This is a genomic window from Pseudonocardia sp. DxW (assembly GCF_058448985.1).
On the sequence record NZ_JBZFLK010000004.1, the window covers coordinates 302,935 to 325,225 of the forward strand.

Annotated in this window: 19 protein-coding genes; 13 read left to right on the forward strand and 6 right to left on the reverse strand. The window is 75.0% G+C overall.

Features of this window, described 5'->3' with window-relative positions:
* Nucleotides 1-3: 3 nt before the first annotated feature.
* The gene (locus ACVJO7_RS08705) at nucleotides 4-633 is read right to left on the reverse strand and encodes an IspD/TarI family cytidylyltransferase (RefSeq protein ID WP_491672425.1); all 630 of its coding nucleotides are present in this window, start codon (nucleotides 631-633) and stop codon (nucleotides 4-6) included.
* 112 nt (nucleotides 634-745) lie between these two features.
* Between ACVJO7_RS08705 and ACVJO7_RS08710 the strand changes: the two genes are divergently transcribed.
* Nucleotides 746-3,688, forward strand: a complete 2,943-nt coding sequence (locus ACVJO7_RS08710; RefSeq protein WP_491672426.1) for a LuxR C-terminal-related transcriptional regulator — start codon at nucleotides 746-748, stop codon at nucleotides 3,686-3,688.
* 160 nt (nucleotides 3,689-3,848) lie between these two features.
* Here the strand turns inward: ACVJO7_RS08710 and ACVJO7_RS08715 are convergent, their stop codons facing one another.
* From ACVJO7_RS08715 to ACVJO7_RS08730, 4 genes are all read right to left on the reverse strand, one after another.
* The gene (locus ACVJO7_RS08715) at nucleotides 3,849-5,321 is read right to left on the reverse strand and encodes a dynamin family protein (protein WP_491672427.1); all 1,473 of its coding nucleotides are present in this window, start codon (nucleotides 5,319-5,321) and stop codon (nucleotides 3,849-3,851) included.
* The gene (locus ACVJO7_RS08720) at nucleotides 5,318-7,102 is read right to left on the reverse strand and encodes a dynamin family protein (protein ID WP_344027454.1); all 1,785 of its coding nucleotides are present in this window, start codon (nucleotides 7,100-7,102) and stop codon (nucleotides 5,318-5,320) included. Before ACVJO7_RS08720 ends, ACVJO7_RS08715 begins: the two co-directional genes overlap by 4 nt.
* 249 nt (nucleotides 7,103-7,351) lie before the next feature.
* Nucleotides 7,352-8,158 (reverse strand): IniB N-terminal domain-containing protein, encoded by an 807-nt coding sequence (locus ACVJO7_RS08725; protein ID WP_491672428.1) that lies wholly within the window; start codon nucleotides 8,156-8,158, stop codon nucleotides 7,352-7,354.
* 123 nt (nucleotides 8,159-8,281) lie between these two features.
* Complete coding sequence (locus ACVJO7_RS08730) at nucleotides 8,282-9,100, reverse strand: hypothetical protein (protein WP_491672429.1); 819 nt, start codon at nucleotides 9,098-9,100, stop codon at nucleotides 8,282-8,284.
* Nucleotides 9,101-9,392: 292 nt separating this feature from the next.
* On the opposite strand from ACVJO7_RS08730, the gene ACVJO7_RS08735 reads away from it, so the two are divergent.
* From ACVJO7_RS08735 to ACVJO7_RS08765, 7 genes are all read left to right on the forward strand, one after another.
* Complete coding sequence (locus ACVJO7_RS08735; RefSeq protein WP_491672430.1) at nucleotides 9,393-11,663, forward strand: Hsp70 family protein; 2,271 nt, start codon at nucleotides 9,393-9,395, stop codon at nucleotides 11,661-11,663.
* Nucleotides 11,664-11,929: 266 nt separating this feature from the next.
* Nucleotides 11,930-12,277, forward strand: a complete 348-nt coding sequence (locus ACVJO7_RS08740) for a hypothetical protein (protein WP_491672431.1) — start codon at nucleotides 11,930-11,932, stop codon at nucleotides 12,275-12,277.
* A 49-nt stretch (nucleotides 12,278-12,326) separates the two neighbouring features.
* A complete protein-coding gene (locus ACVJO7_RS08745) occupies nucleotides 12,327-13,157 on the forward strand; it encodes a hypothetical protein (protein ID WP_491672432.1) in 831 nt (276 codons plus the stop codon).
* Nucleotides 13,158-13,166: 9 nt separating this feature from the next.
* The gene (locus ACVJO7_RS08750; RefSeq protein ID WP_344025072.1) at nucleotides 13,167-13,886 is read left to right on the forward strand and encodes an alpha/beta fold hydrolase; all 720 of its coding nucleotides are present in this window, start codon (nucleotides 13,167-13,169) and stop codon (nucleotides 13,884-13,886) included.
* A 44-nt stretch (nucleotides 13,887-13,930) separates the two neighbouring features.
* Nucleotides 13,931-14,269, forward strand: coding sequence for an MmcQ/YjbR family DNA-binding protein (locus ACVJO7_RS08755; RefSeq protein WP_491672433.1), 339 nt, complete (start codon nucleotides 13,931-13,933; stop codon nucleotides 14,267-14,269).
* Complete coding sequence (locus ACVJO7_RS08760; RefSeq protein WP_491672434.1) at nucleotides 14,266-15,234, forward strand: ketopantoate reductase family protein; 969 nt, start codon at nucleotides 14,266-14,268, stop codon at nucleotides 15,232-15,234. Before ACVJO7_RS08755 ends, ACVJO7_RS08760 begins: the two co-directional genes overlap by 4 nt.
* Nucleotides 15,235-15,286: 52 nt before the next feature.
* Complete coding sequence (locus ACVJO7_RS08765) at nucleotides 15,287-15,919, forward strand: pyridoxamine 5'-phosphate oxidase family protein (RefSeq protein ID WP_491672435.1); 633 nt, start codon at nucleotides 15,287-15,289, stop codon at nucleotides 15,917-15,919.
* Between the two features lie 65 nt (nucleotides 15,920-15,984).
* Here the strand turns inward: ACVJO7_RS08765 and ACVJO7_RS08770 are convergent, their stop codons facing one another.
* On the reverse strand, nucleotides 15,985-16,581 hold the full coding sequence (locus tag ACVJO7_RS08770; RefSeq protein WP_344025077.1) for a TetR/AcrR family transcriptional regulator: 597 nt from the start codon (nucleotides 16,579-16,581) through the stop codon (nucleotides 15,985-15,987).
* A 118-nt stretch (nucleotides 16,582-16,699) separates the two neighbouring features.
* On the opposite strand from ACVJO7_RS08770, the gene ACVJO7_RS08775 reads away from it, so the two are divergent.
* From ACVJO7_RS08775 to ACVJO7_RS08795, 5 genes are all read left to right on the forward strand, one after another.
* Nucleotides 16,700-17,152: a (2Fe-2S)-binding protein gene (locus tag ACVJO7_RS08775; protein ID WP_491672436.1), complete on the forward strand. Its 453-nt coding sequence runs from the start codon at nucleotides 16,700-16,702 to the stop codon at nucleotides 17,150-17,152.
* Nucleotides 17,139-18,107, forward strand: a complete 969-nt coding sequence (locus tag ACVJO7_RS08780; RefSeq protein ID WP_491672437.1) for an FAD binding domain-containing protein — start codon at nucleotides 17,139-17,141, stop codon at nucleotides 18,105-18,107. The genes ACVJO7_RS08775 and ACVJO7_RS08780 overlap by 14 nt, the downstream gene beginning before the upstream one ends.
* Entirely contained in the window at nucleotides 18,104-20,281 is a 2,178-nt protein-coding gene (locus ACVJO7_RS08785) for a xanthine dehydrogenase family protein molybdopterin-binding subunit (RefSeq protein ID WP_491672438.1), read from the forward strand. The genes ACVJO7_RS08780 and ACVJO7_RS08785 overlap by 4 nt, the downstream gene beginning before the upstream one ends.
* A 134-nt stretch (nucleotides 20,282-20,415) precedes the next feature.
* Nucleotides 20,416-21,024, forward strand: a complete 609-nt coding sequence (locus ACVJO7_RS08790; protein WP_491672439.1) for a TetR/AcrR family transcriptional regulator — start codon at nucleotides 20,416-20,418, stop codon at nucleotides 21,022-21,024.
* Nucleotides 21,021-22,211: an oxygenase MpaB family protein gene (locus ACVJO7_RS08795; RefSeq protein WP_491672440.1), complete on the forward strand. Its 1,191-nt coding sequence runs from the start codon at nucleotides 21,021-21,023 to the stop codon at nucleotides 22,209-22,211. Before ACVJO7_RS08790 ends, ACVJO7_RS08795 begins: the two co-directional genes overlap by 4 nt.
* Nucleotides 22,212-22,291 lie beyond the last annotated feature (80 nt).

Genomic DNA, 22,291 nt, shown 5'->3' on the forward strand with positions numbered 1-22,291 from the left:
GGCTCACCCCGCCAGCCGGCGTACGACGGCCAGGTCCTCCGCCGTCGCGACGTGCAGGTTCGCCGGGTCCCCCGGCACCGTCACGATCCGGTGGCCGCGGGCGGCGAGCATCCCCGAGTTCTCCACCGGCCGCGGCGCGTCCGCGTGCGCCGCGCGCAGCACGTCCGCCCGGAACGCCTGCGGGGACTGGGTGAGCACGGTGTCCTGTTTGGGCAGCGTCTCGACGACCACGCCGTCGACCACCCGCTGCACGACCTCCAGCAGCGGGACGATCGGCACCGCGCCGTCCGCGCCGTCGCGCACCGCGGCGACGACGGCGCGGAAGATCCGGTCCGCGGCGAGCGGATGGGCCGGATCGGCGAGCACCAGGATCCCGGCGTCGTCCGGCACGGCGGCCAGGCCCGCGCGCAGCGACTCGGACTGGTGGTCCCCGCCGGTCGCCAGCGCGTCCACCGGCGCGCCGTCCCACGCCAGGCCGGGCGGCAGCACCAGCGCGACCCGGTCGCAGGTGCGCCGGGCGGCGGCGACCGTGTGGTCGACCAGCCGGGCCCCGGCCAGCTCCTCCAGCTGCTTCAACCGCCCGTAACGGGCCCCGCGCCCGCCGGCCAGCACGACCGCCCACACCTCGTCCACCACAGGGGTGATCCTGCCCGGGCCCGGCCGGGGTCCGGTGGCCGCACCCGATAGCCTCGAACACCCCGTTCGGGGGACCCGTGAGCAGCGACGAGGAGCGACGAGGAGCGACGTGACGGCGACCGCCCCGACCACCTCCCCGCTCGCCGGCGGGCCGGTGTCCACCGCGCTCGTCCGCGCGGTCGCCGAGGACCCGGCGGCGCCGCGCACGCTGGCCGTGACCGGCCCGGCGGGATCGGGGAAGTCGGTGGTGCTGCGGGAACTGGCCCGGGTCTGGTCCGCGGCCGGGGCGCAGGTCGACCGCATCCCGGGCACCGACCCCGGCCGGGTGGTGCTGGTCGACGACGCGCACGAGCTGCCCGACGACGTCCTCGACGAGCTCCGCGCGTTCGCGGCCGATCCGGCGGCCCGGCTGGTCGTCGCGTTCCGGCCGTGGCCGCGCGGGCGGGCGCTGGCCCGGCTCGGGGCGGCGCTCGCCGCGTCCGCGCCGCCGCTGGTGCTGGGCGCACTGGACGCGGCCGGGGTGCTGGCCCGCGCGGTGCGGATCACCGGTTCCCGGCCGTCCGACGAGACCGTGCGCGTCGTGCTGGAGCGCACCGCGGGTTCGCCGCTGCTGGTCGACCGGTTGCTGGCCGCGTCCGGTGGCGCCTCGGGTGTCCCGCCGGAGCTGGCCGAGCAGCTGGGCTACGCGATCGACGCCGAGGACCGCCGGGTCGTCGACCTGGTGACGGCGACCGCGCTGGGCGCGCCGCAGGACAGCGAGGTGCTGGTCCCGATGCTCGGGCTCGCCGACGCGGCGGGCAGCGGCATCGACGAGCTCGACGAGCTGGTGCAGCGGGCCGTCGCGGCCGGCCTCTGCACCCCGGACGGCCGGGTCGTCCCGCTGGTCGGCGACGCCGTCCGCGGCCGGGTCCCGCCGGCCCGCCGGACCGAGCTGCGCCGCTCGCTGGCCGAGATCGAGCTGGACCGCGGCGGCAGCGTGCTCGCCGTCGCCCGGACGCTGCGCGGGTCCGGGGCCACCGGCGACCGGGCCGCCGCGGTGTTCCGGGCCGCCGCGGCGGAGGCGGCCCGCTCCGAGCACCCGGACGCGGTCCGCTTCTACGCCGAGGCCGTCGCGGCCGGGACGGCCCCGCTGGTCGTGGCCGCCCGGCGGGCCGAGGCGCACCTGGTCGCCGGGGACCTCGACGGTGCGCTCGGGCACGCCGACGCGGTGCTGTCGGCGACCGACGCCGTCGAACCGGAGGACGCGGTCCGGGCCGGGTCGGTGGCCGCGGCGGTGCTGGCCCGGCGCGGCCTGCTGGTCCGCAGCGCCGAGCTGTACCGGTGGACGGCCGCGGTCGCCGGGGAGCGGCTGCCGGCCGCCGCGGTGCCGGTGCTGATCGGCACCGGCGCCTGGGCGGAGGCCCGCGAGATCGGCGGGGCGGGGGCGCTCGTCCCCGGCCGGGCGCCGACGCTCGTCGACGGCGCCGACGATCTCACCGCCCGCGGGATCCTCGACTCGGTGCAGGGCTCGCCGACCGCGGCGCTGTCCGGCCTGGCCCGCGCCGCCGGGCTGCTGGAGGGCGCGCACGGCGCCGCGCTGCTGCCGGACACCCCGGCCGCGCTCGCCGCGCTCGTCGCGGTGCACACCGGCGAGTTCGACGTCGCCTCGTCGGTGCTGGACCGCGCGCTGCGGACCGGTCTGGGCGGCGCCCCCGCCCGGCCCCGGCACCGGCTGCTGCTGGGCTGGATCGCGCTGCTGCGCGGCGCCACCGGCCCGGCCGCCGAGCGGCTCGACGCGGTCGACGCCGACGCCGCCGGCCGCCCCCTGGAACCGCGCGACGAGTTCCTGGCCGCCGCGCTGCAGGTCGCGATCGCCCGCCGCAACTCCGACCTGGGCGCGCTGATGCGGGCTTGGACCCGGGCCCGGCAGGCGATCGTCCGGCACCCGGTGGACCTGTTCGTGCTGCAGCCGCTCGGCGAGCTGGTCACCGCGGCGACCCGGCTGCGCGAGGAGAGCTGGGTGCGCCCGCACCTGGACGAGGCCGAGGCGCTGCTGGACCGGCTCGGCCGTCCGGCGCTGTGGGCCGCGCCGCTGCACTGGGCGCAGCTGCAGGCCGCGATCCTGGTCGACGACGCCGACGCGGCCCGGGAGCAGACCGCTGCCCTGGAGCGGGCCGCCTGCGGCAGCCGGTTCGCGCAGGCGATGGCAGCCGCCGCGCCGCACTGGGTCGGCGTGATCGAGGGCCGGGTCGATCCCGAGGCGGTCGAGGCGGCGGCGCGCGGGCTGCACGCGGTCGGCCTGTCGTTCGACGGCGGCCGGCTCGCCGGGCAGGCCGCGCTGCGCACCGACGACCGGCGCGCGGTCTCCGCGCTGCTGGCCTGTGCCAGGGCTCTGCAGGTCGCCGGGGCCGAGGCGCGGTCGGCGCAGGCCGGTGGCGCGGACGCGGCGGGCCGGTCCGGTGCGCGGGGACCGGCCGGGACCGCGCCCGGCGGACCGGCGGCCGGCGGCCCCGGATCCGGGGCCGGAACCGGGCCGCAGGGCACGGGCCCGGTCGGCACCGCCCCGGGGCGCCCGGCACGCGACGGCACCGCGCCGGTCGGCGCTGCTCCGGGTGGCGCTGCTCCGGGTGGCTCAGGGCGGGACGGCACCGGGCCGGGCGGCGGCAGGTCGGCGGGGCCGGCATCGGGTGCCGCCGGCTCGGACGCCCCGTGGAACGGCGCAGGACCCGGCGCCCCGGCAGCGCCCGATCGGGCCGCCGTCGGGCCCGGCGGTGGCGCCGTGCCGGAACGGACCGGATCCGGGACCCGCGGCGCGGCCCACGACCAGGCCCGGGCCGCCACGGCGGGCGGCGCCGCCCGGGTCGAGCCGCCCCCCTCGCTGCTCTCCGACCGGGAGCTGGAGGTCGCCGAGCTGGTCGTGCAGGGCCGCACCCACAAGGAGATCGGCGAGACCCTGTTCATCTCGGCCAAGACCGTCGAGCACCACGTCGCCCGGATCCGGCAGCGGCTCGGCGTCGGCGGGCGCAGCGAGCTGCTCGACGAGCTCCGCCGGATCCTCGACGAGCGCGGCTGAGGCGGCGTTCCGGGTGGAGCACGCCGCCGAGATGCGCAGCAGTGTCGTGCAGAGATCGACTTCTCGCGCTGTGGCGCATCTCGGCGGACGGGGCGCGGGCGCGCGCCGGGGATAGGGCCGTCGTGGAGGGGTGCTGCCGGCGGGGTGGCCCCGGATCCGGCTAGTGCGACACCGGCGCCGCGAGCAGCCCCTCGCAGCTGCGCACCACGATCCGCGCGGCCTCGGCCGACGCCCGGCCGGTCAGCGGGCTCTCGGCACGGCGCCGCCAGCGGCGCAGCGCGTCGACCGCGGCGTCGTGCACCTCGCGCGGGCCGGCGCCGTCGTCCAGGCCGAGCCGGGCGAGGGCGGAGCCGCCGTCGCCGCCGAGCAGCCGCTCGGCGTCGGTCAGCGCGTCCGGCGGGAAGACGATCTTCCCGGCGCGCAGGTCGGACAGCGCGCGCAGCTCGACGAACTTGTGCGCCCCGGCCAGGATCCGCTCCACCTCGGTGCGCAGCGCGAGGGTCGCCGGCCGCGGCTCCCGGGTGAGCACGAGGTCCACCGCGAGCAGCGCGGACCGCGACTTGAGCAGGTCCCGGCGCTCGGAGAACTGGGTGTCGAGCACCCGGCGCAGCTCGTCCAGCCCGGACCGGCGGACCAGGTCGTCGGCGAGTGCGGTCGGGTCCGTGGTGCCCTGCCGGATCAGGGTGCTGGCCAGGCGGACCCCGAACAGGCCGAACCGCTCCAGCAGCCGGACCCGGGTGCCGGCGTCCGGCCGGTCGAGCTCGGTGCGGCCGAACCGGTCCGCCGAGAGCAGCAGCGCCTCGACGTCGGCGCGCGGCAGCGCGGCCAGCTCGGAGAGTGCGACGAACTCGTCCTGGCGCATCGTGCGGGCGGACTCGGCGAGCAGCCCGGCCACCGCGACGACGGTCTGGCACAGCCCGCGCAGCTTGTCGTCGCCCCGGTAGCGGCGGGCGATCCGGCGGGCCGAGGTGAGCGCGTCCAGCCGGCCGACGCCGATCTCGTCGGCCCGCGACAGGACCGCGATCGTGTTGACCGGGGTCGCGCGGGCGACGCCGCGGTCGTGGAAGGACTCCAGGAACCGCACGTCGCCGGCGTGCAGGTGGCGCATCAGGTAGACGACGGCGTCGGCGGGCGACGGCGCGTCCTCCGGGGTGAGGAACTCCCCGGCCCGGGCCGAGGTGTCGGCGGACAGCGACGCGATGCCGGGGGTGTCGATCAGGTTGGTGCGCCGCAGGTGCTGCGACGGCCAGTCCACGATCAGCCGGTCGACCTGCTCGACCGGGGCCCCCTGCAGGTCGATCTGCAGGGCGCCGTCCCGCCGGGTCAGGGTCAGCGGCCGTTCCGGCTGCCCGGGATCGCGCAGCCGCATCCGGACGCCGGGGGCGGGCGCGTCGGCGTACCAGGTGACGATCCGGGTGCACTCGCCGGCGTCGGTGGGGGCGATCCGCTCCCCGACCAGCGCGTTGAGCAGCGTCGACTTGCCCGCCTTGACCTTCCCGGCGATCGCGACGCGCAACGGCTCGTCGAACCGCTCCAGGTGGTGGCGCAGCCAGGTCGCCGCCTGCGGCGAGTCGCCGTAGGCGTCGAGTGTGCGCCGCAGCAGCCCGCGGACCTGGTCGGTGAGGGTGGTCACGACTCCACCGCCGCGGCCAGCTTCCGGGCCCGGTCGGCGAGCCCGCCGACCCGTTCCAGCTCGGCCTCCAGGTCGGCGACCCGCTGCTGCCGGGTCGCGTCGTCCTTGAGCGCGGTCTGGGCCGCCGACATCGACTCCTTCAGCGACTCCGACAGGTCCTCGGCGAGCACGGTGAAGTGGTCGCGCAGCTCCCGCTGGATCTGCCGCAGGTTGTCCCGCGAGTCCTTGCCGACCTGGAAGGTCGCCTCGTCGACGTGCCGGCGGACGGCGTTCTTCGCGTCGGCCTGGCGGCGCTGCACGAGCCGCTTCTTCTCGTCCTTGACGGTCTTCGCGCCGAACAGCAGGCCGGCGCCGATCGACAGCGGATTGAGCAGGCCGATCCCGGCGACGGTGGAGGCGAGGCCGACCATCAGCAGGCCGCCGTAACCGCCGCGGAGCCCGACGAACAGCTTCTGGCCGACGCCGAACTGCTCGCCGACCGGCATCTCCAGCGCGTCCACCTTGCCGGCCACCGCGCCGCCGGAGATCCGCAGCTCGGGCAGCTGGACGTCGACGTCCTCGGCGAAGTGCTCGGCGACCTGCTCGGCCAGCCAGCGGGCCCGCTCGGTGGTCCACACGAAGTTCTGCGCGACGGCGTGCGAGACCTGCTTGTGGAACCACTCGGCGAACTGTTCCCAGATGTCCTTCGGGTCGGCGTCGTCGAGCAGCTGCTCGGCGTCCCGGGAGACCGCGCGGAGCCGGTCCCGCAGGTCGTAGTCGATGTCGGCGATGAGATCGGCGACGCCGTCGTTCAGCGTGGTCTGCCAGCGCGCCGAACGCTGCCGCAGCGCCTCCACCCGGGCCCGGGCGGCCTCCAGCTCCTTGGCCAGCGCGCCGGCCCGCTCCGGGTCGTTCTGCGACATCAGCTCGGCGCGCATCTTCGACTCGAGGGCCTGGCAGGTGACGAGCACGTCCTGGCTGGTGGACTTGCGGTCCAGGTCGTCGGCGCGGGCGACGACCTTGCGCAGCAGGAACCCGACCAGCGCCTGGAACCCGGACTCGGTGATCAGGTCGAGATCCTGGGTGCGGGCCGCGTGCAGCCGCAGCGCGGACGACACGGGCAGCAGATCGGCCTCGATCCGGGCGTTCCGGAGGTGGCCCTCGTCGAGCTCCACGATCCGCCGCCAGTGCGGGTAGAGATCGGTCTTGGTGACGACGCAGCCGACGTTCGGGCAGAGCTTGCGCGCCGCCTGCAGGAAGTCGATCTCCGGCGCGGTGTACTCCTGGCTGGCGTCGGAGACGAGCAGCACGGCGTCGGCGGTCGGCAGCGCCGACATCGTCGCGGCGCCGTGCGCCGATCCGAGGCCGCCCACACCGGGTGTGTCCACCAGCACGAGGCCACTCTGCAGCAGTTTGCGAGGAAGGGTCACCTCGGCACGCGTGAGACCTGCCCGGTTGCCCGGATTTCCCCCTTCCGAGACGTACTCGGCGAGCTGCTCGAGCGGGACCGGGGTGCGTTCGGAGCGCTCGCCGCCGTCGTGCTCGCGGACGAGGGTCACCGTCGTCTCCTCGCCGTACCGGACCAGGGTCGGCACGGCGGTGGCGATGTCGTCGTCGACCGGGCAGACGGTGGCGTTGACCAGCGCGTTCACCAGCTGGCTCTTGCCCTGCTTGAACTCGCCGACGACCAGTACCCGCACGTTCGGGTCGCTCAGCCGGGCCTTGGTCTGTTTGAGCCGCGAGGCCAGGTCCGGGCGGTCGTAGGCGGCGACGGCCTTGAGGGCGAGGTCGACCAGTCCCACCGCTTCCGGTACCGCCACCTGCCGACGCCCCCATCGCCCCGGAGCGGTTCCGGCCGCCGCTCGCCACGTTCTTGTCATGGATACACGAACGTCATCGGCCCCGGTCACCCACGGGTGGGTGACCGGGGCCGATGGGCCGTGCGGTCCAGCGTGCTGCCGCCGGCGGCAGCAGCGAGATGCTATCCCTTAGCCGACCGGGACTGTCGCTCAGCCGACCGGGACTGTCGCTCAGCCGACCGGGACTGTCGCTCAGCCGACGGCGATGTCGGCGGAGACGTCGTTGTGCGACAGCAGGTGGTTCTCGGTGGTGCTGTCGTCGGTGATGGTGGTGTCGTTGTCCTGGCTGGCGTCCACGTTGAACGAGTCCGTGAACTCGGTCGTCGTGGTGTTCGTCGTGGTGGTCTCGTTGAACGAGCCGTTGGTGTCGTTCGATCCGGAGGCGCTGCCGCCGACCGCGACCGCGGAGCCGTCGTCGGCGGAGATGTCGCCGACCTTGGTGGCGTTGCCCGAGCCGAAGGCGGTGGTGTTGTCGTCGCCCTTCACCACGTCGTTGCCGTCGCCGACGATGTTGTCGTCGCCGGTGGTGATGACCGAGTCCTCGATGTCCCGGCCGGCCGCCACCGCGCCGTCGCCGGACGCGACGACCGAGTTGGTCTCGATGCTCTGGTTGAAGTTGCCGCCGCCGGTGTCGATGTTCTGGTTGATCGAGTTGTCGACGATGGTGTCGCGGTCGTCGATGTTGTACGTGTAGTGGTTGTTCGTCACGTACTTGTCGAGGTACTTGATCGGGTCCTCGCCCGGCTTCGGGTGCTCGACCGGCGGCGGCGGGGTGGAGTGGCCGCCACCGTGGTTGGCGCCGGTGCTGTAGTTCCGGTCGAACGAGACGTCGTCGTTGTCCTGGGACAGGACGATCGCGTCGTGCACGTCCTCGGCGCTGACCTCGGACAGGCCGCAGGAGGCCAGCAGGCCCTGCGGGTCGTCCTTGAACTCGGCCAGCAGCTTCGGGTCCCGCAGCAGGTCCAGGATGAACTGGATCAGCGACTTCTCGGCGGACATGGCGTTCTCCTCGTGTGGTGCCGTCGCGCTCGGGCGGGCGACGGAAGGTGTGTGGTGGTGGGAGGGGTGGTCACCGGGCCGGGGTCGGGGCCCGGCCCGGTGACCGGGTCAGCGGGCTGACCGTCAGAGGATGTCGGCGTTCACGTCGACGGTGTTGTGCGAGCCGACGTGGTTCTCGGTGGTGCTGTTGTCGGTGAACGACGTGTCGTTGTCCTGGCTGGCGTCCACGTTGAACGAGTCCTCGAACGTCGTCTCGACGGTGTTCGTCGTGGTGGTCTCGTTGAACGAGCCGGTGGTGTCGTTCGAGCCGGAGGCGCTGCCGCCGATGGAGACCGCGGAGCCGTTGTCGGCCTTGATGTCGCCGACGCTGGTGGCGTTGCCGGCCCCGAAGGCGGTGGTGTTGCCGTCGCCCTGCACCACGTTGTTGTCGTCGCCGACGATGTTGCCGTTGCCGGTGGTGATGACCGAGTCCTCGATGTCGCGGCCGGCCGCCACGGCGCCGTCGCCGGACGCGGTGACCGAGTTGGTCTCGATGTCCTGGTTGAAGTTGCCGCCGCCGGTGTCGATGTTCTGGTTGATCGAGTTGTCGACGATGGTGTCGCGGTCGTCGATGTTGTACTCGTAGAAGTTGTCCTTGACGTGCACCTTCTCGTGCACGGCGGCCGCGTGGCCACCCTCCTTGCCGCCGCCGTCCCAGCCGCCGCGGCCGGTGCCGGCCCAGTCGACGCCGGTGTCGTAGTTGCGGTCGAAGGAGACGGTGTCGTTGTCCTGGGCGATGACGATCGCGTCGCGGACGTCCTCGACGGTCAGGTGGCCGAGGCCGTGCTCCTCGAGCGCGGCGACCGGGTCGTCGTTGAAGTAGTCGCGCATCTGGATGCTCTCGGAGCCGGTCCCGAGCAGGATCTTGATGAACTCGATGAGGGTCAGCTTCTCGCTCGCCATCGGAGACTCCCGTGTGTCGGTGTTGGGGTGACCGGCTCGGGGTGGTCGGCCGGTGTTGAGAACGAAAGCTAGGGGCGGCGCCGGTCGGGGCCATCGGGGATCGCTCCGGGTCCCGATAGGGGGCGTTAGGGGATCGCACCCCTGAAGCGGGTCCCCCGCGAATCACTGCGCCGCACGGGCTAACGCCGGACGCCCGGGGATCGATGGCTCTCTGGAGGGGCTCCGTCACCACTGGTGGCGGGCCCACGGGCGCGGCGAGTCGGGGGACCTGCTGCCGACGAGGGGACGGAGCATGTCCTACCTGCTCGGGATCGACCTGGGTGCGACCGCGGTGACCGCTGTGGCGGTGCGTACTGCGACGGGCGAGCCGGTGCGGCCCGCCGGGATCTCGCTGCCCGCCCTGCTCGTCGCCACCCCCGCCGGTGACCTGCTCTGTGGTGCCGCCGCCCGGCGGCGCGCACCGGCCGAGCCGGACCGCGTCGCGCGCGGCTTCCTGAACCGGGTCGGCGACCCCACCCCGCTCTCGCTGGGCGGGATCCCGTACCTGGCCGAGGATCTCTGCGCCCGCCTGGTCCGCGTCGTCGTCGACGAGATGACCGCCCGGCACGGCGGCCCGCCGTCCCGGATCGGCGTCACCCACCCGGTGTCCTGGGGCCGGCACAAGCGGGACCTGCTGGCCGCCGCGCTCGGCCGCCGCGGGCTGACCGTCTCGCTGGTCGCCGCGCCGCAGGCCGTCGCGCTCGCCTGGGACACCGCCCGCGGTGCGGCGACCGGCGACACCGCCCGCGGTGCGGCGACCGGCGACACCGCCCGCGGTGCGGCGACCGGCGACACCGCCCGCGGTGCGGCGACCGGTGGCACCGACGTCCCGGGCGGCCGGCCGCTCGCCGTCGTCGATCTCGGGGGGAACGGGAGCACCGCGACGCTGCTCGCCCCGGCCGCGCCCGGCGTGCTGCCGGAGATCCTGGGCCGCACGGTCGCCTGCGCCGCCGGCGGTGCCGACGTCGACGACGCCGTGTTCGGCTTCGTCCGCGGCGCGACCCCCGGACTGGCCGCCGCGTTCGACGCGCTCGACGTCGACGACCCCCGGGTGCTGGCTGCGCTCACCGTGCTGCGCGACGACTGCCGGGCGGCCAAGGAGTTGCTCTCCCGGGACACGGTCGCCGCGGTCCCGGTCGATCTCCCGGGGATCCGCACCACGGTCCGCATCCACCGTTCCGACCTCGACGAGCTCGCCGCCCCGGTCCTGGAGCCGGTCGCCGATCTGTTGGCCGACGTCGTCGGGTCCGCGCCGGACGCCGAGGTGCTGCTCGCCGGCGGTGCCGCGCGGACGCCGGTCACGGTCCAGCTGCTCTCGGCCCGCCTGGGCAGGCCGGTGGCGGTCACCGCCGATCCGGTGCACGACGCCGCCCGGGGGGCCGCGCTCGCGGTCGCCCCTGGTGCCGGGACGTCCTGGCCGGGCACCCGGATCGCCCCGGTCCCGGCCGCGTCCGGCCGCACCGGCCCGGGTGGCACCCCGGCCGTGTCCGGTCCGGCCGCCTCGGGTGGTGGCCCCGCCGTGTCCGGTCCGGCCGGCCGGGGCGGCGTCCCGGCCGGTGCCGCACCGGACTCCACCGTCCCCGCCCCGGCGGCCGTGCCGGGCCCGCGCGGCCCGGCGCCGCGGACCGTGGTCCCCGCACAGCGTGCGGGCGAGCGGCGCCGGCCCGGCCGGGTCCGCCCGGAGCGCATCGGCTCGTCGATCGGGCTGCTCGATCCGGCGACCGGCCCGCTGCCCGCCGTCCCCGCGCAGCGCGACCCGGACGCCGAGCCGGACGTCCGCGCCGCCCGGCACCGCGCGGCGGACACCGCGGACCGTGCAGGAGCCCGGCCGACCGCCCTGTCGGCCGCCCTGTCGACGGTCCCGTCGCCCGCCCGCGCGGCCACCCCGGAGGTTCCCGCGGAGCCGTCGGGCACCCTGGGCGCCCTGGACACCCTGGTCACCCGCGATCCGGTGGGCCGGCCCGCGAGCCGCGTGCTGACCCGGCAGCGGGTGCTGATCGGGGCCGGCGGTCTCGCCGGCACCGTGGCGCTCGCCGGGGCGCTGCTGTTCTGGCCGTCGTCGTCGCCGACGCTCGGCGAGCTCAGCGCCGCCCCGACGCTGCCGAGCACCTCGGCGCCCGCGCCGTCGCCGGTGCCGCCCCCGGAGGTCCCGGCCGCCGGGACCTCCGGGATCGCCGGTGTCGCGGCCCCCGCCGGTGCGGACGCCACCGTCGCCGCGCGGACCGCTGCGGGCGCCCCGGCGACCGCGAACGGCGCTCCCGCGACGGGTGCGGGTGCCGCGGCCTCCCCCGCGCGGCCGGGGACCGTCGCGGCCGTGCCGCCCGCCGCGGCAGCGCCGGTGCCGCCGCCCGCGGCCGTGCCGCCGCCCGCCCCGGCGCCCGCGGCCCCGGTGCCGCCGCCCGCGACCGTGCCGAGCACCCCGGCGGATCCCCCGTCCGCGGAGGCCGAGCCGCCGCCGTCGGTCCCGCCGCCGACGGAGACGACGACCCCGGCACCGACGACGACCGTGGATCCCGTCGCGTGACCCCCGATCACCCTCTGCGCTGCGACGACAGCGGCGAGTGACCCCCACCCCGTTCGGATGCCGAGTGCACACGGGATGATTCAGACCGCCGGGCCGGCGTGGAACCGGGAGCCCCCACGCCGGCTCGGCCCCAGCACCGACACCCGGGTCACCCGATCGTTCGAAGGTGTGACCGCGACCGCGTCGCGCCTGCCGGTCCGCGCCCCCGCCGAGGTGGTAAAACCACTGGTGGTAGTGGGGTGTGCACGATTCGGGGGGAGTTCGTGATGACGCGGTTCGCGGGGGCGGTCATCGGCATAGCTGCGGTGGCACTGGTGGTCGCCTACCTGGCTTTCGGGTGGCCGGTCCTGCTGCTCGGCGGGCCGCTGCTGGTCGGCATCGCGATCACGCTGCTGGCCCTGGCACTCACCGAGCGGCCCCGCGAGGTGCTCCGCGAGCGCCGCGCCGCGCACCTCGGCGAGTCGCCGTGGAAGCAGGCCGCCGAGCGCGGCGAGCCGTCCGCCGGCGGCCTGATGAGCGGGTTCTTCGAGGTCAGCCCGCAGGACGCCGGGCTGCCGGAGCAGCGCCCCGCGCTCGCGCACGACGCCCGCCGGGCAGCGGCCCGCCGACCGTAGGTGAGAATCGGGCGGTGCCGATCTTCCCCACCGCCCGCGTCCCGGACCGGTGCCCGTGCTGATCGGGATGACGTTCGCCGTCCTGGCCATGCTCTGCAGCACGGTCGCGGCGATCCTCCAGGCCGACGCGGCCCGGCAGGGCGGCCGGACCAGCTCGGTGATGGCCCGCCCGCGGTTCCTCGCCGGTCTGCTGATGGACGTCGTCACCTGGCTGTGCATGGTCGTCGCGCTGCAGTACATCCCGATCTTCGCGGTGCAGGCGACCCTGGCCGGCGCGATCGCGATGACCGCGCTGTACGCCCGGTACTTCCGCGGCGAGTGGCTGCGCCCGGTGCACCGGCTCGCGATCGGCGCCAGCATCCTCGGCCTCGCCCTGGTCGCGGGCAGCGCGGGCATCGAGCGGAAGCAGGCGATGACCGGCCACGGCACCACCGTCGCGGTGCTGGTCGCGGCGATGGTCGTGATCATGGTGGCGACGCTGGCGGTGAATCCGTCGACGATGCCCTGGCCCTCCGCCGTGCTCGCCGGGCTCGGGCTCGGCGGCGGCGCGGTCTGCATCCGGGCGCTGCACGTCTCCGACGGCGTCGAGGTGTCGGCGCTGGTCGCCGAACCGCTGGTCTACGTGCTGCTCGGGATGGCCGCCGTCGGGCTCTACAACTACGCGCGAGCGCTGCAGCTCGGCGACATCGCCACCGTCACCGCGCTGTACATGGCCGTCCAGGTAGTGGTGCCCGGGCTGGTCGGCATCACCCTGCTCGACGACACCGTGCGCAAGGGGTTCACCTGGATGCTGCTGCTCGGGCTCGCCTTCATCGTCTACGGCACGTCGATCCTGGCCCGGCGGCGGCCGGAGAGGCGCGTCCCCCCGCGGGTCGCCTAGCGTGATGACATGCCGACCTTCGAACGCCCCGGTGTCAGCCTGCACTACGAGGAGCGCGGCTCCGGCTTCCCGATCCTGCTGATCGCGCCCGGCGGGATGCGCTCCACCGTGGCCGCCTGGGACAAGGCGCCGTGGAACCCTCTCGAGCACCTGTCCGACCGCTACCGGCTGATCGCGCTGGACCAGCGCAACGCCGGCTCGTCGGTCGCGCAGGTGCACGGCACCGACGGCTGGTCCAGCTACACCGCCGACCAGCTCGCGCTGCTCGACCATCTCGGCGTCGACGAGTTCGGGGTGCTCGGCATGTGCATCGGCGGCGCCTACATCGCGAGCCTGCTCGCGACCGCGCCGGAGCGGATCCGGGCCGCGGTCACCCTGCAGCCGATCGGCCGCGACGGCAACCAGCACATGTTCGAGGAGATCTTCGACGGCTGGCGCGCCGAGATCGCGGCCGACCACCCGGAGGCCGGCGACGACGACTGGGCATCCTTCAAGGCGAACATGTACGGCGGCGGCGGGATCCTGTTCTCGGTGCCCGACGAGGCGCTCGCCCGGTTCACCACCCCCTGGCTGATCCTGATGGGGGGCGACGACTACCACCCCGAGTCGGTGTCCCGCCGGGTCGTCGAGCTCGCCCCCGGCGCCGAGCTGGTGGAACGCTGGAAGGCCGAGGAGTACGTCGCCGACGGCAAGGCCGCCGTCGACACCTTCCTGGCGAAGCACCTCTGAAACGTCCACGCCCGGCCGGGCCCGCCGGGTGCAGGATGAGCGGCATGCCGGACTGGGACGACGTCGTGCGGATCGGATGTGCGCTGCCGGGGGTCGAGCGGTCGACCTGGTTCCGCACCCCGTCGCTGAAGGTGCGCGGCAAGGGCTTCGCCCGGCTGCGGAGCGAGTCCGACGGGCTGGTGGTGCTGCTGTGCTCGCCCGCCGAGAAGGAGGCACTGCTCGCCTCCGGCGATCCGGCGTACAGCACCACACCGCACTACGACGGCCACGGCTCGATCCTGGTCGACCTGGACCGGGTCGATCCCGGGCAGCTCGCCGAGCTGGTCGAGGAGGCGTGGCGGCGCAGGGCCCCGGCGACCCTGATCCGGGCGCACGACGCGTGAGCACCCGTTACGTGGTGGTCGGCGCCGGAGCGGTCGGCGGCACGATCGGCGCCCGGCTGCACGCGGCCGGGCGGGACGTCGTGCTGGTTGCCCGGGGCGCGCACCTCGCCGCGATCCGGGAACGCGGCCTGCGGCTGGACTCGCCCGACGGCCGGTCGGTGCACCGGGTCCCGGCCGTCGGCTCGGTGCGCGAGATCGGGTTCCGGCCCGGCGACGTCGTCCTGCTCGCGGTGAAGTCCCAGGACACGGTGCCGGTGCTGGACGAGCTCGCCGTCGTCGCGCCGGAGGTGACCGTCGCCTGCGCGCAGAACGGCGTCGCCAACGAGCGGTCGGCGGCGGCCCGGTTCGACCGGGTGCAGGCCGTGCTGGTGATCCTCCCGGCCGAGCACTACGAGCCGGGTGTGGTGATCGCGTCGTCGGCGCCGGTGCCCGGGGTGCTCGACGTCGGCCGGTACCCGTCCGGCACCGACCCGACGAGCGAGGCGATCGCCGCCGACCTGGCCGCCGCCGGGTTCGCGGCCCGGGCCGATCCGGCCGTCCTCGACGGGAAGTACGGCAAGCTGCTCACCAATCTCGGCAACGCCGCGGACGCGATCTGCGGTCCCGGCGACCCGGATCTCGGGCGGATCGTCCGGCTCGCCGGTGCCGAGGGCGCGGCCTGCCTGGCCGCCGCCGGGATCGCCGCCCGCACCGGCGACGACGACCGGGTGCGCCGGGAGGGGACGATCACCGAACGCCCGGTCGGCGGGCGGGCCCGGCGCGGGTCGTCGTCCTGGCAGAGCCTGTACCGGGGCGGGCCGGTCGAGGCCCGGTCCCTGAACGGCGAGATCGTCGCGCTCGGTGCCGCGCACGGGATCCCCACCCCGGCCAACGCCGAGCTGCTGCGGGTGGCCGAGGAGATGGCCGCCGCGGGTGAGCCGCCCGGCTCGCGCTCCGGGGCGGACCTGCTCGCGGCGTTGCGATGAGGTGACCCGAAAAGACGGCGCACCGGGCGCCGGGGGTGCCTACTGTCGTTGCATGGCCGGCACACCCGTGGACACCGAGATCCGTACCGTCGCCGAGCTGGAGGGGATCACCGGCCCGCCGGGGGCGGCCTCGCTCGCGAAGGAGCGCGACCACCTCGTCGACGTGCACCGCGAGTGGCTCGCGGTGTCGCGGTTCCTGCTGCTGGCGACCGCCGGGGCGGACGGCACCTGCGACATCTCCCCCAAGGGCGACCCGGCCGGCTTCGTGCACGTGGTCGACGACCGCACGGTAGCGATCCCGGAACGCCCCGGGAACGGCCGGGTCGACGGCTGGCGCAACGTCCTGGAGAACCCGCACGTCGGGCTGATCTTCCTGATCCCCGGGCGCAACGACACCCTGCGGATCAACGGCCGCGCCCGGCTGGTCCGCGACGCCGGCTACTTCGACGCGCTCGCGGTCCGCGGCCGGCGCCCGCTGCTGGCCTGCGAGGTCGCCGTCGACCAGGTGTTCTTCCACTGCCCGAAGGCGTTCATGCGCTCCGAGCTGTGGGCCGCCTGGCCGCCGCCCGGCGCGGACCGGCTGCCCTCGGTCGCGGCGATCGCGAAGCAGCTCGCCCGCCCGGACGAGCCGCTGGAGCAGATCGAGGAGTACTACGGCGCGTCGTACGCGCAGCGGCTCTACTGAGGGTCGAGCCGCCGGGACGCGGTCACCAGCTCGGTGACGGGAACCCTGCTGATCAACGGAGACGGTCAGGAGGTGCCCGGATGCGCTGGCGTGCACATGCCGCGCCAGATCAGGTCGACCAGGTCCTCGGCGTGCCGCTGCCAGTCGTCGTCGGGATCGAGGTAGAGCAGGCCGCCGAGGCCGCGCAGCACCGTCTCCGCGGACACGTCGGGCCGGACGGTCCCGGCCTGCACGTTGGCCGCCACCAGGGTCGCGATGGCCTCGACCATCTCCCGGAACGCGGCAGCGGTGACCCCGTCGGCCGACGCCCCCGCCTTCTGCAGCGCGGCGGCGAGCCCGCGCTTGGTCATCATGTAGCGCGCCAGGTGCCCGGAGGCCCAGATCCGGAACGCCTGCTCCGGCGGGTGCCCGGCGAGGAGATCCGGGACCACGTCGATCAGGTGGCGCACCTCGCGCTGGTAGACGGCGAGCACCAGCGCCTCCCGGGTGGGGAAGTGCCGGTACACCGTGCCGACGCCCACCCCGGCCTGCTTCGCGATGGCGTTGAACGACGGCTCGCCGGTGGCGATGGCCTCCGCGGCGACGGCCAGGATCCGGTCGTGGTTGCGCCGGGTGTCCGTGCGGCGATGGCTGACCGACGGCGTCATCGTCACCTCTCCCATGGCGTAGCGGATAACTATCCGCTAGTGTTCGTGATGGCGCCACTCATTCCATCCGACACCGCCCACCACGGCCCCCGCCGGGTTCCGGCCGGCGGAGGGGTCTGCGGAAAGAGAGCACGTGGACATCTCACTCCAGGTCAATGGTATTCCCGAACAGCTGAGCGTCGAGCCGGGTGTGACCCTTCTCGACGCGCTGCGCGAACGGCTCGGTGTCACCGGCCCCAAGAAGGGCTGCGACCGCGGGCAGTGCGGCGCGTGCACCGTGCACGTCGACGGCAGGCCGGTACTCGCCTGCCTCACCCTCGCCGGCACCGTGCGCGGGCCGGTCACCACGATCGAGGGGCTCGCCCCCGGCGACGGACTGCACCCGGTCCAGCAGGCGTTCGTCGACCAGGACGCCCTGCAGTGCGGCTTCTGCACGTCCGGCCAGGTCATGTCGGCCGTCGCCGCCGTCGAGCAGGACGTGCCGGACGTCCGCGAGTTCATGTCCGGCAACCTGTGCCGCTGCGCGGCCTACCCGAACATCGTCGCGGCGATCGAGCAGGCGAGGCGGTCCGATGCGACCGTTTGAGCTGACCGCGCCGCAGACCCTCGACGACGCGCTCGACTCGCCCGGGGCGTTCCTCGCCGGCGGGACGACGCTGGTCGACCTGATGAAGCTCGACGTCCTCACCCCGTCGCGGGTGCAGGACATCGACGCGCTGCCGCTGCGCGGCATCGAAGGAGACACCGGCGGCTGGCTGCGGATCGGTGCGCTGGAGCGGATGAGCGACGTCGCCGCGCACCCCGGCGTCCATCCGGTGATCACCCGGGCGCTGCTGCAGAGCGCATCCCAGCAGCTGCGGAACATGGCCAGCATCGGCGGCAACCTGCTGCAGCGCACCCGGTGCGGCTACTTCCGCGACGTCACCTCGCCGTGCAACCGGCGCGAACCCGGTTCCGGCTGCCCGGCGGTCACCGGGGCCAACCGGTTGCACGCGGTGCTCGGCACCAGCGACTCCTGCGTCGCCACCCATGCCAGCGACCTGGCGGTCGCGCTCGTCGCACTCGACGCCCGGGTGCGGCTGATCGGTCGCGACGGGGAACGCACCGTCGCGCTCGCCGATCTCTACCGCACACCCGGTTCCACCCCGGAGATCGAGACCGATCTGCGCCCCGGCGAGCTGATCACCGAGGTGCTGGTCCCGCCGCCGGGTGACGGGGCCCGGTCCACCTACGTCAAGGTGCGGGACCGGCAGTCCTACGAGTTCGCGCTCTGCTCCGCGGCGGTCGCCGTGCAGGTCCGGGACGGCCACCTGACCGACGCCCGGATCGCCGTCGGCGGGGTCGCCACCGTGCCGTGGCGGCTGCCGTCGGTGGAGGCGGCGCTGCGCGGTGCCCCGGCGACCGCGGACGCCTTCGAGGCCGCGGCGGCGACCGCGGCCGACGGCGCCCGGCCACTGTCCGGGAACGGTTTCAAGGTGCCGCTGGTGCGCCGGACGATCGTCCGCGCACTGCTCGAGGTCACGCAGGAGGACCGGACATGACCGGACGTCTGGACGCACTGCCGAAGGTCACCGGCGCGGCCGGGTACGGATCGGACCGGGTCCTGCCCGGCATGCTGCACGGCCACGTCGTGCCCAGCACCGTCGCGCACGGCGAGATCACGGCCATGGACGTGACGGCGGCCCGCGCGGCACCGGGCGTCGTCGCCGTGTACACGCCGTTCGACCCGCTGACGCTGCACCCGCCGCAGCACCCGCTGCTCGGGGGCACCTGGGTGCCGCTGCAGGACACCGACGTCGTCCACCACGGCCAGCCGGTCGGCTTCGTCGTCGCCGAGACCTACGAGCAGGCCCGGGACGCCGCGATGCTCGTGCGGGTCACCTACCGGACCCGGCCGGCGGCGACCTCGCTGGAGGACGGGCTGGCCGGCGCGGAGGACGCACCGCCCTCGATGGACGGCTCGCCGCCGTCGATCGAGGTGCTCGCCACCGGCGTCGGGTCCATCGACGAGGCGCTGGCCGCGAGCGCCGTCGTGGTCGACGCGACCTACCGCACGTCGGCGCAGAACCACGCCGCGATGGAGCCGCACTCGGCCGTCGCGGTCTGGGAGTCCGGCCGGCTCACCGTGCACAGCGGCACCCAGGGCTCCGACCTGCAGGCCGGCTCGCTGGCGCAGGCACTGGGCGTGGACCAGCCGCTGGTGCACGCGGTGAATCCCTACGTCGGCGGGGCGTTCGGCGGGAAGGGGCAGACCGCGGCGCCCGCGTTCCTGGCCGCCGCGGCGGCCCGTGACCTGGGCCGGCCGGTGAAGGCCGCGCTGACCCGGGAGCAGGTCTTCACCGCGACCGCCAACCGCCCGGCGACCGTCCAGCGGCTCCGGCTGGGGGCGGCGGAGGACGGCACGCTGGTCGCGGTGGCGCACGACTCCTGGTCGGAGACGGCGCTCGACCGGGCGTTCGTCGAGCCGACCTCGCACGGCACCTCGCGCGAGTGGTACGCCACCCCGAACCTGGCGATCAGCCAGAAGATGGTGCCGCTGAACATCCCGCGGACCACCTTCATGCGGGCTCCGGGCGAGGCACCCGGCTCCTTCGCGCTGGAGAGCGCGGTCGACGAGCTCGCCGTTGCGCTCGGCATGGATCCGATCGAGCTGCGCCGCCGCAACAGCTCGGCCGCGCCGCCCGGCCGGGACCTGCAGTGGTCCAGCAAGCACCTCGACGAGTGCTTCACCATCGGCGCCGCCCGGTTCGGCTGGTCCGGGCGCACGCCGGGCGGCCGGACCGACGGCGACTGGCTGGTCGGCCAGGGCACGGCCACCGCGATGTTCCCCGCGCTGCGCTTCCCCGCATCGGTGCGGATCACGCTGCACGACGACGACACGGCCGAGGTCGCGACCAGTGGTGCCGATCCGGGCACCGGCCTGCTGACCGTCCTGGCGGTGCTCGGCGCCGAGTCGCTCGACGTCACCCCCGATCGGGTGGTGCCCCGGCTCGGTGACTCGGCGCTGCCGCCCGGCGGCATGTCCGGCGGTTCGACGGCCACCGCGAGCGCCGGTTCGGCGATCATGGTGGCCGCGCCGATGGTGATCGACGAGCTGGTGGCGCTGGCGACCGCGCCGGACGGCCCGTTCGCCAGCGCCGACGCCTCCTACGCCGACGGCCGGGTGCTCACCGCCGACGGCCGGAGCCTCACCTTCGGTGAGGTGCTCCGGGCGGCCGGACGGTCCTCGGTCGCCGCCACCGGGTCGTCCGCCGCCGGTGAGGAGATGACCAAGCACTCGTTCAGCTCGTTCGGGGCACAGTTCTGCGAGGTGCGGGTGCACCGGTGGACCCGGGAGATCCGGGTGTCCCGGATGCTCGGGGTGTTCGACGCCGGCCGGATCGTCAACGAGCAGGCCGCCCGCAGCCAGATCATCGGCGGCATGATCTGGGGCGTGTCCGCCGCCCTGCACGAGGGGCTGGAGATGGATCCGGACGGCCGCCCGGCCAACGCCGACCTCGCCGGGTACCTGATCCCGGTCAACGCCGACATCCCCGAGGTGGACGTCGAGTTCGTGCGCCGGCCGGACACGCTGCACAACCCGGTCGGCGCGCGTGGCATCGGCGAGATCGGGATCGTGGGCATGGCCGCCGCGGTCGCCAACGCCGTGCACGACGCCACCGGGATCCGGGTGCGGCACCTGCCGATCGGGATCGAGGACCTGCTCGACGGGTGAGGCGGCCCGGCAGGTGATGCGGCCCGGCGTCATGACGCCGGGCCGCATCCGGCGCCCCGCCCGCGCCGTTCCGGGAGACCCCGTCCGGGGGACGGGGTGGCGTGTCGCAATGATTTCGTACTACCGTACAGATTGTGGACGGCAGACATTCCCGCAGCGCACGCACGCGCAGCGCGCTGCTCGACGCCGCGGTCGAGATCATCTGTACGCAGGGCGTCACCGCCGTGACGCAGCGCGCCGTCGCCGCGCGGGCCGGCACCTCGCTGGCCTCCACGACGTACCACTTCCGCACCGCGGAGGATCTGCTCGTCGCCGCCTTCGAGCTGACCTGCAGCCGGACGATCGAGGACATGCGCCGGGCCGGCCGGGAGGCCACCGACCGGGGTCTCGGGATCGTCGACGCGGCCATGGCCGTGGTCGCCCGGTCCCCCTACGGTGACCGCCTCCCGCCGGACGGGGTGATCCAGCTGACCCTCTCGGCGATCCACAATCCGCGCCTGCGGCCGATCGCCGACGCGTTCGTGGAGGAGCTGGCGGGCCTGTTCGATCCGCTGGTCACCTCGCCGGAGACGGCGCGGACCCTGGCCAGGGCGCTGTCCGGGGTCGTCCTGCACGAGCTGGCGCGCGGCGCCGAGGCGCCCACCGAGACCGTGCGCGCCGACGTCGCCCGCCTCTTCGACGCCTTCGGTGTCACCGACCGGTGGACCGGAGAGCCCCACCACGACGACCGGGAGCCACGATGACCACGATCCCGACCACCCCGGCATGGCCGACCGCCCGGTCGAGCCGGACCGGCGTACTCGCCCAGTTCGGCGAGGGCCGCGCCGAACTCATGCAGTGGGCGCTGAACACCGGCGACCCGCTCGCGGACGCGGTCGTCGCCGAGATGCACGAGCTCGGGATGTCCACCGCGCGGCCGCTGCTGACCCGGGGCATCCAGCGCGGCCTGGCCTCGATCGAGGACCCGCCACCGGCCCTCGCCGCGCTGCTGGGCAGCACCGAGACCCCGCCCGGCTACGTCGACGACGAGTTGCTCGACGTGTTCCCGCGGCCCTGGCTCAGCTCCCCGACGCCGGTGCACATCCTCTCGCTCAGCGCGGGCGCCCTGGTCCGGGTGTACGAGTCGCCGTCGATCGCGAAGGTCCTCTCGACCACCGGCCGGCTCGTCGACCGGGCGGAGAAGCGGCTCACCGAGACCGGGTCCTGGCTGACCAGGGCGATGCTGCCGGGGAGCCTGCGCCCCGGGCAGCCGGGATACGTCGCGACGCTGGAGGTGCGCATGCTGCACGCCCACATGCGCAAGCTGGCCCTCGACCGCGGCTACGACAGCGCGGCCGACGGCGTCCCGATCAACCAGGTCGATCTGGCACGGACCTGGATGGACTTCACGCTGACCTCGTTCGCCGCCGAGGAGCTGTTCGGCTTCGACCTGACGGTGCGCGAGCTCGACGGCCTCTACCGCTACTGGTGGTACCTCGGGCACCTGCTCGGCATCGACGCCCGGCTGGTCGAGGGGATCACCGGCAACGACGCCGCCCGCCGGGTCGACGCCGTCCTGCAGACCGTGACCGGACCCGTCTCGGAGGATTCGGCCCGGCTCGCGACCGCGACGCTGGACTCGATCTCGGTGCTGCTGCAGGACCTGTTCCGGATACCGGGGCGACTGTCCCGGCCGGCCCTCGACGCCATCACCCGGCGGATCCACGGCGTCGCGATGAGCCAGGACCTGCGGGTCCCGGAGGCGCCGGTCGCCGACGCCCTGCTGAGCCCGGCCGTGCTGGCCTTCCGGCGCACCCGGGCGATCCGCCGGCGCTCCCCCGAACGCTGGGAGGCCGCCATCGACACCGCCATCGCCGCCGAGCGCGAGCGGGCCGCGGCGCCCGGCGAGCAGGCAGCCTATGAGCGCGGCGCGACCGGATCCGACGACTGACCACCCCGCCCGCACACCGCAACCGCACACAGACTGGAGTCCGCGGACATGCCTCGCACCATCGACATCACCCTGCCCGA